Genomic DNA, 13,097 nt, shown 5'->3' on the forward strand with positions numbered 1-13,097 from the left:
CGCCGCCGACTTTTTTGTAATTCATGAAAATACGGTTGTAATGAGCGGCCTGTCTTTTCAAAATAGCGCTCATTCACAGAGCAGAAGCCTTTCCATGTTGCTGACGCTCACCATAACAGTAAAGACTCCCCATGAAACTGCTTGCTCTTGATACTGCAACGGAAGCTTGCTCTGTTGCCCTTAACCTTGATGGCGAAGTGATCGAACGCTTTGAGCTGACCCCCCGCCGACACAGTCGTGATCTGCTCCCCATGGTTGAAGACATTCTGTCTCAGGCTGGCTTAAACCTTAAGCAACTGGATGCTCTGGCCTTTGGTCGAGGGCCTGGCGCATTCACCGGCCTCAGGGTGGCTACTGCCATGGTTCAGGGGTTGGCGTTTGCGGTTGATCTTCCGGTGGTTCCAGTCTCGACGCTGGCAGCTCTGGCTCAGCAGGGGCTCCGGGAGCATAAGGCATCAAAAGTATTGAGTGCCATTGATGCCAGAATGGATGAGGTCTATTGGGGCGCATTTTCCGAGTCTGAGGGCTTAATGGTGCCGGTTGCAGCGGAAATAGTGGCCATGCCAGAAAATGTTGTGGTACCCGTTATGGAAGGGCATTGGTTTGGTATGGGGACTGGCTGGGCGTATAGAAACCGACTGTCTGCAAACGTGGTTGATTGTCAGATTGAAGCTTGGCCCCATGCACACGATATAGCCCTGCTGGCTGCAGCCGACTTTAAACAGGGTAAAGGGCTGCCTGCGGAGCAGGCCATGCCGGTTTATCTTCGGGATAAGGTGGCTCTGAAAAAATCAGAACGCTAAAACCTCTTAAGACAGAAGGACCGTTATGGACACTCTACAGACCATCATCCTGGCGCTGATCCAGGGCATTACCGAATTTCTACCCATCTCCAGCTCAGGGCATTTGATTCTACCTGCTCAGCTGCTTGGCTGGACGGACCAGGGGCTGGCATTTGATGTTGCTGTGCACATTGGTACGCTGGCTGCTGTCATTGCTTATTTCTGGAAAGATCTCTTTGCTATTGCCCGAGACTGGCTGGGCTCTCTCGTTGGAAAGGGCGCTACATTTAACAGCCGGCTGGGCTGGTATCTGATTTTTGCCACATTGCCAGCCGTGGTATTTGGTCTGGCCCTGAAACAAATGGGGTTGGATGAGGCAATGCGTACTGTGGCTGTTATTTCTGGTACTACGTTGATTTTTGGGGCGCTGCTGGGGTGGGCTGACGTCAAGGGTAAGCGTATTCAGCCTCTTGAGCAGGTCACCTTTAAGCAGGCCATGTTGATTGGTTTTGCTCAGGCTCTGGCCCTGATTCCTGGTACTTCGCGCTCAGGTATAACCATGACTGCAGCCCTGATGATGGGCTTTACCCGTGATGCGGCTGCCCGGTTCTCATTCTTGCTTTCGATTCCGGTGATTCTGGGCGCTGGCAGTCTGTTGATGCTGGATCTGGCAAAAAGCTCTGTACCTGTGGACTGGCAGACACTCTCGCTTGGAACCTTGGTGTCGGCGGTCAGTGCCTGGGTCTGTGTACACTACTTTCTGGCGTTTATTAACCGCATAGGGCTCATGCCATTTGTCATCTATCGGATGATTCTGAGTGTGGTATTGCTTGGGTTTGTATTCTTCTAGGCAGGAAAATCATGATCGGCTGTGTTGGGCAGCCGATCACTTAAGCTTGTGATATCAAGCGCCTTTAATTTTATCGTAGGTTTTGTAGAGAACCGCTTCTTCCTTGTTAATCCGCTTACTCAGTGCTTTGATGATGTTGTTGCAGTCCTGCTGAAAGTGTTCAACGGTATTATCGCCACTTTCATATAGGGTGAAAAAAGCCATTACATCGGCAGAAATCTTATCCATATCAAGTGCATAGTCAGTCAGGGTCGACTTCAGGCTCTCATCGTTCTCAGCCGCTTCTCTCAGTACAGGGTAAAGGTATTGATCTTCCTTGTTTAAATGAGCCAGCAACATTTTTTGGCGGAAAGGATCAAATCCCGACCCTGCTGGTTACCAACGCCCACTTCACGAGCCTGCAAGAGTAAGTCACTGATTTGCAAGTGTTCGCTTTTGAATTCCTGAATCAACTGAGACATATGTGTTCACTCCCTGAACATAACGGTTTCTAATAGTTTAGGACGTGATTCCCACATATGTCTCAAATCATTAATGGTTAACCAGTTTGGGTGGCTGGCTCACCTTCTGGCTCTTCTTCAACCTCCATGCGCTGACCAGGCAGAATAAGGTTGGCCAATACGGTGACAATAGCTCCAAGCGCAATACCATTACCCATTACTGTCTTGAGTGCGGTTGGCAGCTGACCCACGATTTCTGGTCGATAAGTGACCGCCAGGCCAGCAGCAACCCCCAGAGTAAGCACCATGGTGTTCCGGCGGGAGAAATCAATGGTCTTGATGATGCCGATACCGCCAGCCAGAATCATGCCGAACATGATGAGACCTGCCCCACCAATCACAGGCTGGGGAACACTGGCAATCAGCGCGCCCAGCTTGGGTAGCAGGCCTGCCGCCACAAGAATACCGCCTGCTGCCATGACCACATAACGGCTGGCAACACCGGTAACCCCTACAACACCAATATTCTGGCTGAACGAGGTTGTCGCGGTGCAGTTGAAAAAGCCGGCAATGATACTGTTCAACCCTTCCCAACGAATACCTGCACTCAGTCTTTTGCTATCCAGACGGGTATCGCAATAGTTGGCCAGTGCGAGATAGTCACCGGTGGACTCCACCATGGAGACGATATAGGCAACACACATGGCAATTATGGCGCCCGCGTGGAATTCAACACCAAAGTGCAGAGGGTTCGGAATAGCAACAATTGCAGCTTCAGCAACACTGGTCAGATCCAGTCGACCCAGAGCGAACCAGAGTGCATAGCCAACGGTTAAACCAATGATAATGGCAGCGGCAGAGATAAAGCCTTTAAACCATTGGTTGAGAACCACCACCACGGCAAATACCGCCATGCCCACACCAAGATTTACGAGACTGCCATAATCCTCAGCGCCATGGCCGCCGCCCAACCAGTCAACGGCAACCGGAAAGATGGTCATACCGATCAGACAGACCACAGTACCTGTCACGACCGGAGGAAACAGCCTCCTCACCTGAGGCATGATAAAGCTGAGCAGTATTTCGAAAATACCGCCGGCAATGGTTGCCCCAATGACGGCAGCAAATCCGTACTGGAACCCGATGGATATAGCAACGCCGACAAAGGCAAAGCTGGTGCCCTGGATCACAGGGAGCTTTGCTCCCATATTGTACCGTCCCATACCCGTCGCCTGAACGATACTGCCCAGACCGGACATCAACAGGGAGGCGTTAACCAGAATAATGGTTTCCTGAACGGAGAAGCCAAGAACAGAAGCAATAACCAATGGAGCACCAATGATTCCCGGGAGTGCTGATAACAAGTGCTGTAGACCCAGTATCAGACACTTGGCCAGTGGGGGGCGGTGATCAAGTTTGTAGTAAAGCTCCATCGTTTCCTCCGTTAAAGCACCTGCTCCCAACTTACTGGCTGCTTAATGCTTTTAACTGTTATGGGTAATTATTGATCGGTGAAACTGGATGTTTTGGAGTTTGATTTTGCATTCACGTGTTGAATGAATACGATGATTTTTTAAAAGCTGTTGTTGTCTGTGTAAAGTTGTGAACATTTAAAAGCTCAGGGCATTTTGTTTTTTTGATTTGCGTCACTGGAAATCAAATTTAATCAATTAATACCGTTTTTATGTCTGGTTTTTAGACGATTCTTTTTGATGTGATGATTTGTTATACACAGGAAGAAAATTAATTAGTGAACTTACGAAGATGACAAGTATCTAAATTAATCGGATTACGAACCGTTTTTCTTTGCATAGCTACTTATTGCCAGTGTGGAACATCCACAGGATAATCCGCCGTCGTTTATGGCTGAAGATACTTTTCAGGTCATTTCTAACAGCCATGGCGCCATGACCGGAGGTGAGCGACGAAGTGGTTAGTGTGCATCGTACAGAACCTCTGCATTTTAGATGTTTGTGTTTTTGAAAAATGAGTGGGCAACTGGAATGAGCCAAGCTGGCGAATATATCGATTCCTATTATCAGGCCACCGGGCATTCACTTCCGCTTCAGCCTGTACTGAGCGGAGATATCACTGCGGATGTCTGCATTATCGGTGGTGGTATGACCGGCTTTAACGCGGCCATTGAACTGCGCAAGCGTGGTTTTGATGTAGTGCTGCTGGAATCTGGCCGTATTTCCTGGGCAGCTTCCGGTCGAAATGGCGGGCAGTGTCTGGCGGGTTTCTGTCTGGGGCTGCGTGAGGTGGATGAAACCTTTGGCCCGCAATGGGGCAAGCAGCTGTGGGATCTTTCCTGCGAGTCGCTGGATATCGTTCGTGATCGTATCCGTGAATTCAATATCGACTGCGACTTCCAGCAGAATTATATCGAACTGGCCATCAAGCCAAGCCAGGAAAAAGAGTTGAAGTCCTGGCTGGATCTGAAACAGACCCGTTATGACTACCCCAGTGTCAGCTGGTGGGATCGTGACAAAATCCGGGAAGTGACCTCAACAGAGAAATACCTGGGTGGGCTGTTTGATACCAACAGCGGCCATATGCACCCCCTCAACTACACACTGGGTCTTGCCCGCGCAGCAATTGATCTGGGGACTCGCGTATTCGAACAGAGCAAGGCGACTAAACTGGTCAAAGGCCGTCCAAACCAGATACTGACAGAGCAGGGGAGTGTGAAGGCGAAGCAGGTGCTTTTGGCTTGTAATGCTTACATTGACGGTCTCAACCGGAAAGCGGAAAGCAAAGTATTGCCAGTGGCCTCTTACATTGCCGTTACCGAGCAACTGGGTGATCGACAGCCCATTACCAATAAAATGGCCATGTCGGACTTAAACAACAGTCTCGACTATTTCTGTCCGACTGCGGATGGCCGAATTCTGTTTGGTGGCGTTAATCACCCATTCAATGGCGAATACAGTGACTCTAAAGAGCGTCTGCGTCAGCGGATGCTGAAGGTATTTCCAACACTTGATGATGTCAAAATGGAGTATCACTGGGGTGGTTTGTTCGCGGTTACCCGGGAATACATGCCGCACATTGAGCATCTGGGTAATGATATCTACACAGCGCATGGCTATACCGGGCACGGCGTCGCACTGACCAATATTGCCGGACGCTTAGTTGCTGAAGCAATGGCGGGTATGTCTGAGCGATTTGATGTGTTCTCCCGCATCCGCCACAAATGGATACCAACTCCCAAAGTGCTTCGTGTGCCAGCACTGGCGATGGCAATCTGGAAAGCAGAGCTTGAAGATTCTCTGGCTGGCTGATGAAAAAAAACCGCCTTCTCAGGCGGTTTTTTTATTACTGACCGGAAGTCAGTTTGGTAAACATGCGGTTAACCTGTCGGTTAATTTTGGAGGGTAAAACCTCAAAGACAAATAGCCGTTCTTTGGCTTCATTGGTTGGATAGATACCAGGATTCTCACGAATGTCATCATCCACCAGTGTTGTGGCGGATTTGTTCGGGTTGGCATAAGCCACGTAGTCGGTGATGTTGGCAATCACGTCCGGGCGCAGCAGGTAGTTCAGAAAGATATGCGCTTCCTCCGGATTTTTGGCATCCCTGGGAATGGCAACGGTATCAAACCAGAGGCCTGCACCTTCGTCTGGGATCACATACTCCACGGTTACCCCATTGCCTGCTTCAGTAGCACGGTCTGCAGCCTGAAGCACATCTCCAGACCAGCCCATGGCGACACAGATATCACCATTCGCCAGGTCAGAAATTGAGCGTGAAGAGTGGAAGTAAGTAACATAGGGGCGTACTTTCATCAGCAGCGCTTCGGCTTTGGCGTAATCGGCTCTGTTGGTCGAGTTTGGGTCAAGGCCAAGATAACTCAGGGCTGCAGGAATCACTTCGGTAGGTGCATTCAGGAACGCAACACCACACTGGCTGAGCTTGCTGATATTTTTCTCATCAAAGATCAGGCTCCAGCTATTGATGGGGGCATCTTTCCCAAGGTGCTCTTTCACCAGATCGGGGTTATAACCGATGCCAGTGGTTCCCCACAGATAGGGAAACGAGAACTGGTTATTCGGATCGTAGGTCTCCATCAATGTCATCAGTTCCCCATCCAGATGCTTCCAGTTGGACAGCTTCTTTTTATCCAGTGGCTGGTATACACCGGCTTTGATCTGGTGCAGCAGAAAATCTGCTGATGGTGCCACAATGTCATAGCCTGTTTTTCCTGAAAGCAATTTGGCTTCCAGTACTTCATTGCTGTCAAAGACATCGTAATGAACCTTGATGCCCGTCTCTTTCTCAAAATTGGCTATGGTGTCTTCGGCGATATAATCCGACCAGTTGTAGATATTGAGTGTCTTTTGCGCTTCATCCGTCGTTTTGGCAAAAGCAGGCGCTATCGTGAGAAAAGCGACAAGAGAAGAGGCGATAGCCGCGGTGGTGACAAGCGTGGATACAGATTTCCCCAGACGTCCGATCATGGTGAATCCTTACAACAAACCATTGGTGAGCAGCCTGATACTCATATCAGTTGGAGCCAGACACTCTTCGATGGCATTTTTTAAATAATCAGTAGTGACTCAACCGAGTCGCTACACCCCCAGTCATCAGGTTGATGAAAATGAAGCTGCGGAAGATAGCAACATGGTTATGCGAAATCCATTGTTGCTGTATGGAATAGTGGTAAAAACCTATGGGGCGCTAAGGCTTAATGCCTGAGCATACCTTTGGGGGAGTGTGCAACCAGCCATGTATGCTGTTACCTAATGACTGCGCGTATTCATTGCAACCGATGCTCTGTCGGTGATAGATTCAGCCACCCTCATAGCTCATTTCTAATGCACTGATGTCTACCCAGCTATTTGTCCTTGCTTCAGATCACCCCCCCATTCAGGCTTTGCTTGAAAGCCTTGCGGCGCAATTGAATACTGATTTTAGTCATAGCCTTCAAGACATTAGTGAGGGGGCTCTGGTGGCTTTTGATGCGTCCGGTGAACTGGCGGTTCAGCGGGCAGGATCTAAAGAGAAGCCGATTGTTGTTGATTTTGTCGGTGGAAAAGCAGGGCACCGGCGCAAATTTGGTGGAGGTAAGGGGCAGGACATTGCCAAGGCTGTGGGGTTGAATAAAGGCGTCAAACCATCGGTACTGGATGCAACCGGTGGGTTGGGGCGGGATGCGTTTGTTCTGGCCAGCTTGGGATGCAATGTCACCATGATTGAGCGTTCCCCGGTGGTTGCTGCCCTTCTGGAAGATGGTTTGCGCCGGGCACTTGAAGACCATGATGTCTCTCCTATCGCAGAACAGATGTCCCTTTTAAAAGGGAATGCCATTAAGTTGATGAAAGCCTCAGAAAATAAATACGATGTCGTTTATCTGGATCCGATGTTTCCTCACCGGGAAAAGTCGGCTTTGGTCAAAAAAGAGATGAGGCTGTTTCAGGATCTGCTGGGCGATGACCCGGATGCGGATCAGCTGCTGGAGCCGGCACTTGAACTGGCCGAGTATCGAGTGGTTGTGAAAAGGCCAAGGTTAGCGCCAGATCTTAATGGTCAGGCTCCCACTTACCGACTGGAAGGGAAAGCCTGTCGTTATGATATCTATGCTTTGAAAGCATTTTCCGGGTAATTCCCCATGCGCTCTCTTATAGAGAGCGCACTCTTTGCCATTCAGGCCGTTGCTTTCTCTTCAGAACTGTTACTGACACCGTATCGACTGGTCTGGTCAATACTGTGTCGTATTTCAGTGGTCAAAAGTGAGTGAGCCTGATCTGCGACTTTTTGAATATTATCGCCAAACACCAGTTTATTGGTTTGAGTGATCTCCAGTACACCGTGATGACGCATCTGGGCAATAAAGCCACGGAACAGTGACTTGTCGAAAAACTCCGGCGCATTTAGGCCATGAATGATTGACAGGCGCTGCGCCAGCACACCACTCTGATGCTCCAGAGCTTCGGCTTCAATATTCCCACTGCCATTGCGAAGGAGCAGGCTGATCACCATATAGAAGCGCTCCAGAGTTTGAACAATCGAGCGTGAGAATACATTCAGCATGATGTATTCAGAGGTGGATGGGTCTGGCTGGAAATAGCACGCTTCGCCATTGTCATCCTGGCCCTGGGTAATCAGCCCTTCTTCCACCAGACAATCCAGCCATTTCTGAACCACGGCCAGCGCTTCGTGCTGAGTCCACTGCAGGAACAGTTCCGCCTGAAGGTATGGGTAGAGAATCGCACTGATGCGCAGGATCTCTTTTCTTGTGATGCTGGCACTGTTCACAAAGAAACAGCTGATCAGGGACGGGATGGCAAAAATATGCAGCACATTATTGCGATAATACGTCATGGAAATGGCGGTCTTCTCATCCATGCTGATAATATCGCCAAGCGCATCGGTTTTTCTCTGGATCAGCTGCAGGTTTTCCACGTAGTGGATCATGCTGCGGGCATCCAGATCTGTCATCGCAGTCCGGTCACTGTAGGGAACCATCGACAGAAGACGTGTATAGCCATCCAGCTGACGAATCAGCTCCTCTTCACCCAGCGCATGCCTTGGTGAGGAGAGAAGGGCAATGGCGACCAGGTTTACAGGGTTGATCACGGCAGCAGAGTTGATTCTGCCTGCCAGCACATCGCTCAGGTTCGACGTGGTTTTCACCAGCCACTCCGGTTTATCATCGGTGCCGGAGCTCTCTTTCCAGTTGGGTGCCTGTGTACTCAAGAATGAGCCCAGGTCTACTGGCTCACCAAAGGTAATCCATGCCTTGCCAAATTCATTTCTCAGCGCCGCCAGTGTTCGGACAATATCCAGAGGCGACTCACTTTTCTTGGCTTCACCTCTCAGTTCTCCAAGATAGCTGGCCATTTCCAGCAGCTTTTCATAACCGATATAGACTGGTACAAAGGCCAGAGGCTTGCGATTATCGCGCAGGAAGCTGCGGACGGTAATGGAGAGCATGCCGGTTTTTGGCGTCAGGGTGCGACCGGTTCTGGAGCGGCCACCTTCGATGAAGTACTCGGTGGCAAAGCCTTTGTTGGTCAGTGTGTACATGTATTCATGGAATACCATGCTGTAAAGAGGGTTACCACGAAATGTTCTGCGCATGAAAAAGGCACCACTCTTGCGCAGAATCGTTCCTACTACCGGCATATTCAGGTTAATGCCCGCCGCAATATGGGGGGGCGGTAAACCTTCATAGAACAGAACATACGACAGTAGCAGGTAATCGATATGGCTTCGATGACAGGGAACGTAAACGATCGTATGGGTCTGCGCCAGCGCCTTCAATGGCTCGATATGATTGACTTTTACGCCGCTGTAAAGCTTGTTCCAGAACCAGGTCAGGATAATATCCAGGAAGCGGATGACTGGCATGGAAAAGTCAGAAGCGATTTCATTGGCATACTTCCGGGCTTTTGCCTCGGCTTCTACCAGAGTTATCTCTTGAGCCGCAGCTTCTGCGGCAATGGCTTTCTGAATTCTGGGCGTATGAATCAGGCTGTTGACCAGCATGCGGCGATGAGAAAGATCCGGCCCCAGAACAGACGCTTTTTTCTGGCGGAAATGAACGCGGAGAATTCGGTTCACCTTACGGACACTGCGGGCGTGGTTCTTACTGTCGCCCATGATTTCCTGCAGTGATAAGGCTGGGCTGAAATAGACCATGGTCTGCCGGCCATGAAGCAGCGTTGCCAGAAACTTCCGGAAACGGCCACCCAGGCTGAAGTTCCAGTCGAACAGCAGTTTAAAGGCAGACTGTTCTTTCTCTGGAGAGCGGCCCCAGAGAATGGTAACGGGAACCAGCTGGACATCCTGATGCTTTTCTTCCACCTGCCTGACCAGCTCTTCAAGCAGTTCAGGTGGCTCTGGCCGTTCTCTCTGGAGTATCAGGCCTTCGTACTGGCTAAGAAAGAAGTGCGCTTTGCTTTGCGGGTGGTCAACGTCAATGGGTTTGTAAGGGCGTGGCAGACCTGCTTTTATACACTCACCTTCCAGAACCATCAGGTCCGTCAGAGAGCGCTGGTGCATGACATAGACAACAGGTTTTCCGGTCTGCAGATGCAAAGCTTCAGGGTTATTGTTTTCAACCGTGGTACGAACCCACGTAGAAAGGAGTTTTCTCAGGCTATGAAAAACATAGCGATTCAGGGTAATGGGCTTCAGCATGGAACTGGCTCTTGGCCTGCATCCGTTAGTAAAGGAGATAAGAAACGTTCAGAAGACTGGCTCTGATACACCGGCAGCAGACCTCTGGCTTGAGATTATGCTATTGCTCTCAAGTCGGTGGTGGTTTAGCCGGACATTCTAGCCTGATTACGTATTGTTGCGCAAAAGTTACATGATACTGATGGGCATATGGCTTATTGATAAGGTCTACAGACCCTGGTAGCGTGATAAACGCTCAATAATGAGCGCAATAAATTTCTCTCTGTTGATATTGACCATTACCTGTGCATTACAGGGCTTGCCAGAAAGCTTGCCATTGTAATCGATGATACTTTCTCCAAAGCAATAGCCTCTGGCAGTTTCAACAGCGACATAGGCAGGTTCAAGATCGAATAAGTCTGGAAACAATAGCCAGGCAACCGTACAGGGGTCGTGTAGATGGGCTCCGTCCTTTGAGTATTGGCGCTGTACGATACGCTGAAGGTAGTAGGCCAGCATATCCGCAGTGGCTGTGCTGACAGGGTTTCCCAGTTTCCGGATCTGCTCAATTTCATGCTCATAAATCAGCGCCTGATAGGTGACATCAAGCCCTGACATAACGATGGGGATATTTGACCGAAAAACAATATCAGCGGCAACCGGATCCGTATGAAAGTTAAATTCAGCAACGGGAGTAACGTTACCAAACGTTCCCCCTCCCATCAGGACAATACGTTCGATCCTTGAATGCAGTGATGGCCAGCCGGTAAGAAAGGTTGCAATATTGGTCAGAGGGCCTGTGGCAATCAATGTTACCTTTTCCCCGGACTGACGCAGAAGGCCAGCCATCAGCTCAACAGCGGATAACGCTTCCAAAGGCAATTCAGGCTCTGGTAATACAGCACCATCCAGCCCACTCTCACCCATAATATCGGATACCGGAGTGATTTTGCTGCTAAGAGGTTTGCTGGCACCAGCCGCTACCCGTGTGGTCATACCTGCAAGAGTAAGCACCCGCAGAGCATTATGGGTGGTTTTCTCCAGCGTTTGATTACCAGCACAAACCGTAACCCCCAAAAGGTTAAGCTCTGGGCTTTTGCCAAGCATGAGTAGTGCAAGCGTATCATCATGACCTGGATCGCAATCAATAATAACGGGAAGTGGCATTGAGAATGACCTTCAGCAAAGAGCTAATCCTTAGCCAATTTATTCAGTAATCAGCTAAGAATTAAAGATCATTATTGTAGGTATGCAATATTTGATGAATAGGGGCGGAAAGTCGGCATTGCTGCCTTCCCGTTATGACGCGTTAGGCCACTTGATCAGTTTTTCCTGCCCATGTTCATCCAGCTGCCACCATTCATCCATATCGGCCCCTTCCTGCCAGGGGCCAGAGTTACAGCGAACCCTGCACTGGCCATAGGCTTGAAGGCTTCTGGCACACTCGGTGTCATCCTGCCAGGGGGTGCCAGTAGTTTTAAACCAGATGCTGGTCCAGGCCTTGCCAACAGCGCTTTCAACAATCATGACGGGAATCGTTTTGCCCTGGCGGGTTACCTCCATGTCATGTACCACCTTGCCGCTGTTCACAGCCACCACGCTATCAAAGGTGTCGTTCAGCCAGTCAGTAATAGCCTCCAGGGAGAGGTCCTTGGCATAAACTTCAATATCGTCGACTTCGACAGTGTCGGCTTGCGATGGATCAAGACTGCTCATTTGAGAAACGTCACTTTTCAGCTAACAAATGCTTAAGTATACCCGTATAGATTTCCTGCAGGGTATCAAGATCTTCCGCTTTAACGCACTCATTGACTTTATGGATGGTGGCATTTACCGGGCCAAGTTCTACCACCTGTGCGCCCGTTGGGGCAATGAAGCGACCATCGGATGTACCACCGGATGTAGATAGCTCTGTTTCCATTCCGGTAACTTCCTGAATAGCTTTTTGAGCTGCATTGACCAGAGCCCCTGGGCGGGTTAGAAACGGCTGACCACTCAGATGCCAGTCAATATCGTATTCCAGCTGATGGCTATCCAGAATTGCGGTAACGCGCTGCTGAAGTTGTTCAGCAGTCACTTCTGAAGAGAACCGGAAATTGAAATTAACCTGACATTCTCCGGGTATGACATTGCTGGCGCCGGTACCGGCATGGATCTGCCAGATCTGGAAGCTGGTGGGAGGAAAGAATTCATTGCCTTCATCCCAGACTTCGCCCGTGAGGTCAGCAATGGCCAGTGCCACTTCATGTACCGGGTTTCTGGCCAGATGAGGGTAGGCCACATGTCCCTGAATGCCTTTAATGGTCAGGTGTCCATGAAGTGAGCCACGACGGCCATTTTTCACCACATCACCCACCGTATTGGTGCTGGATGGCTCACCAATCAGGCACCAGTCGATTTTTTCGTTTCGTGCTTCGAGGTGTTCAATAACTTTTACCGTACCGTTCCTGGCCGGGCCTTCTTCATCACTGGTAATCAGAAAGGCGATTGATCCTTTGTGATCAGCGTGTTCCGCCAGGAAGTCTTCGCATGCGGTTACCATGGCGGCGAGGCTGCCTTTCATATCGGCGGCTCCCCGTCCATGCAGCATGCCGTCGATGACGGCTGGCTGAAACGGAGGGTTATCCCATTTATCTTCCGGGCCGGTAGGCACCACATCGGTATGTCCGGCAAAGGCGAGAACCGGACTCTGGTCACCTCTGCGCAGCCAGATATTTTCAACCTCACCAAAACGGAGTCGCTCAACCTTGAAGCCCAATGGTTCCAGCCGGCTGATCATCAGTTCCTGGCAACCCTCATCTTCAGGCGTGACGGAGGCGCGGCTGATCAAATCCATTGCCAGTTGGAGAGTCTTAGATGTCATATTCAGGGAGTCTGTCATTTATTGTTCTGGTAAGAAA

General features: G+C 50.1%; 13 protein-coding genes. 5 read left to right on the plus strand and 8 right to left on the minus strand.

Annotated elements, in window-relative coordinates; all coding sequences use genetic code 11:
* Nucleotides 1–131: 131 nt before the first annotated feature.
* On the plus strand, nt 132–803 hold the full coding sequence (gene tsaB, locus ACOCLE_RS00185; protein WP_419535010.1) for a tRNA (adenosine(37)-N6)-threonylcarbamoyltransferase complex dimerization subunit type 1 TsaB: 672 nt from the start codon (nt 132–134) through the stop codon (nt 801–803).
* Between the two features lie 25 nt (nt 804–828).
* Nucleotides 829–1,632 (plus strand): undecaprenyl-diphosphate phosphatase, encoded by an 804-nt coding sequence (locus ACOCLE_RS00190; RefSeq protein ID WP_419535011.1) that lies wholly within the window; start codon nt 829–831, stop codon nt 1,630–1,632.
* 54 nt (nt 1,633–1,686) lie between these two features.
* On the opposite strand, the gene ACOCLE_RS00195 is transcribed toward ACOCLE_RS00190, so the two are convergent.
* From ACOCLE_RS00195 to ACOCLE_RS00205, 3 genes are all read right to left on the minus strand, one after another.
* Nucleotides 1,687–1,971, minus strand: coding sequence for a hemerythrin domain-containing protein (locus ACOCLE_RS00195; protein ID WP_419535012.1), 285 nt, complete (start codon nt 1,969–1,971; stop codon nt 1,687–1,689).
* Nucleotides 1,953–2,093, minus strand: coding sequence for a hypothetical protein (locus tag ACOCLE_RS00200; protein ID WP_419535013.1), 141 nt, complete (start codon nt 2,091–2,093; stop codon nt 1,953–1,955). The genes ACOCLE_RS00195 and ACOCLE_RS00200 overlap by 19 nt, the downstream gene beginning before the upstream one ends.
* Nucleotides 2,094–2,170: 77 nt before the next feature.
* On the minus strand, nt 2,171–3,505 hold the full coding sequence (locus tag ACOCLE_RS00205) for a uracil-xanthine permease family protein (protein ID WP_419535014.1): 1,335 nt from the start codon (nt 3,503–3,505) through the stop codon (nt 2,171–2,173).
* 570 nt (nt 3,506–4,075) lie between these two features.
* Here ACOCLE_RS00205 and ACOCLE_RS00210 point away from each other — a divergent pair.
* Nucleotides 4,076–5,356: an NAD(P)/FAD-dependent oxidoreductase gene (locus tag ACOCLE_RS00210; RefSeq protein ID WP_419535015.1), complete on the plus strand. Its 1,281-nt coding sequence runs from the start codon at nt 4,076–4,078 to the stop codon at nt 5,354–5,356.
* A gap of 34 nt (nt 5,357–5,390) precedes the next feature.
* Here ACOCLE_RS00210 and ACOCLE_RS00215 read toward each other — a convergent pair whose 3' ends face one another.
* The gene (locus tag ACOCLE_RS00215) at nt 5,391–6,533 is read right to left on the minus strand and encodes a polyamine ABC transporter substrate-binding protein (RefSeq protein WP_419535016.1); all 1,143 of its coding nucleotides are present in this window, start codon (nt 6,531–6,533) and stop codon (nt 5,391–5,393) included.
* A gap of 94 nt (nt 6,534–6,627) precedes the next feature.
* Here ACOCLE_RS00215 and ACOCLE_RS00220 point away from each other — a divergent pair, with 94 nt between their 5' ends.
* A complete protein-coding gene (locus ACOCLE_RS00220; protein WP_419535017.1) occupies nt 6,628–6,771 on the plus strand; it encodes a hypothetical protein in 144 nt (47 codons plus the stop codon).
* 127 nt (nt 6,772–6,898) lie between these two features.
* Nucleotides 6,899–7,678 carry a class I SAM-dependent methyltransferase gene (locus ACOCLE_RS00225; protein WP_419535018.1) on the plus strand — a complete coding sequence of 260 codons (780 nt, stop codon included), beginning with the start codon at nt 6,899–6,901 and terminating at the stop codon, nt 7,676–7,678.
* A 41-nt stretch (nt 7,679–7,719) separates the two neighbouring features.
* On the opposite strand, the gene plsB is transcribed toward ACOCLE_RS00225, so the two are convergent.
* The 4 genes from plsB to dapE form a co-directional block, all read right to left on the minus strand.
* The gene (gene plsB / locus ACOCLE_RS00230) at nt 7,720–10,218 is read right to left on the minus strand and encodes a glycerol-3-phosphate 1-O-acyltransferase PlsB (protein ID WP_419535019.1); all 2,499 of its coding nucleotides are present in this window, start codon (nt 10,216–10,218) and stop codon (nt 7,720–7,722) included.
* Between the two features lie 207 nt (nt 10,219–10,425).
* Nucleotides 10,426–11,364 (minus strand): nucleoside hydrolase, encoded by a 939-nt coding sequence (locus ACOCLE_RS00235; RefSeq protein ID WP_419535020.1) that lies wholly within the window; start codon nt 11,362–11,364, stop codon nt 10,426–10,428.
* A gap of 132 nt (nt 11,365–11,496) precedes the next feature.
* Nucleotides 11,497–11,913, minus strand: coding sequence for a hypothetical protein (locus ACOCLE_RS00240; protein WP_419535021.1), 417 nt, complete (start codon nt 11,911–11,913; stop codon nt 11,497–11,499).
* Nucleotides 11,914–11,923: 10 nt separating this feature from the next.
* Nucleotides 11,924–13,078, minus strand: a complete 1,155-nt coding sequence (dapE, locus tag ACOCLE_RS00245; RefSeq protein ID WP_419535022.1) for a succinyl-diaminopimelate desuccinylase — start codon at nt 13,076–13,078, stop codon at nt 11,924–11,926.
* Between the last annotated feature and the right edge of the window lie 19 nt (nt 13,079–13,097).

This window comes from Endozoicomonas sp., assembly GCF_965196975.1.
Classification (GTDB): Bacteria; Pseudomonadota; Gammaproteobacteria; order Pseudomonadales; family Endozoicomonadaceae; genus Endozoicomonas.

What these genes read in the sequence shown, in the direction of transcription:
- tsaB (WP_419535010.1), top strand. Translation starts at nt 132, where the DNA reads ATGAAACTGCTTGCTCTTGATACTGCAACGGAAGCTTGCTCTGTTGCC.
- ACOCLE_RS00190 (WP_419535011.1), top strand. Translation starts at nt 829, where the DNA reads ATGGACACTCTACAGACCATCATCCTGGCGCTGATCCAGGGCATTACC.
- ACOCLE_RS00195 (WP_419535012.1), bottom strand. Translation starts at nt 1,971, where the DNA reads ATGTTGCTGGCTCATTTAAACAAGGAAGATCAATACCTTTACCCTGTA.
- ACOCLE_RS00200 (WP_419535013.1), bottom strand. Translation starts at nt 2,093, where the DNA reads ATGTCTCAGTTGATTCAGGAATTCAAAAGCGAACACTTGCAAATCAGT.
- ACOCLE_RS00205 (WP_419535014.1), bottom strand. Translation starts at nt 3,505, where the DNA reads ATGGAGCTTTACTACAAACTTGATCACCGCCCCCCACTGGCCAAGTGT.
- ACOCLE_RS00210 (WP_419535015.1), top strand. Translation starts at nt 4,076, where the DNA reads ATGAGCCAAGCTGGCGAATATATCGATTCCTATTATCAGGCCACCGGG.
- ACOCLE_RS00215 (WP_419535016.1), bottom strand. Translation starts at nt 6,533, where the DNA reads ATGATCGGACGTCTGGGGAAATCTGTATCCACGCTTGTCACCACCGCG.
- ACOCLE_RS00225 (WP_419535018.1), top strand. Translation starts at nt 6,899, where the DNA reads ATGTCTACCCAGCTATTTGTCCTTGCTTCAGATCACCCCCCCATTCAG.
- plsB (WP_419535019.1), bottom strand. Translation starts at nt 10,218, where the DNA reads ATGCTGAAGCCCATTACCCTGAATCGCTATGTTTTTCATAGCCTGAGA.
- ACOCLE_RS00235 (WP_419535020.1), bottom strand. Translation starts at nt 11,364, where the DNA reads ATGCCACTTCCCGTTATTATTGATTGCGATCCAGGTCATGATGATACG.
- ACOCLE_RS00240 (WP_419535021.1), bottom strand. Translation starts at nt 11,913, where the DNA reads ATGAGCAGTCTTGATCCATCGCAAGCCGACACTGTCGAAGTCGACGAT.
- dapE (WP_419535022.1), bottom strand. Translation starts at nt 13,078, where the DNA reads ATGACAGACTCCCTGAATATGACATCTAAGACTCTCCAACTGGCAATG.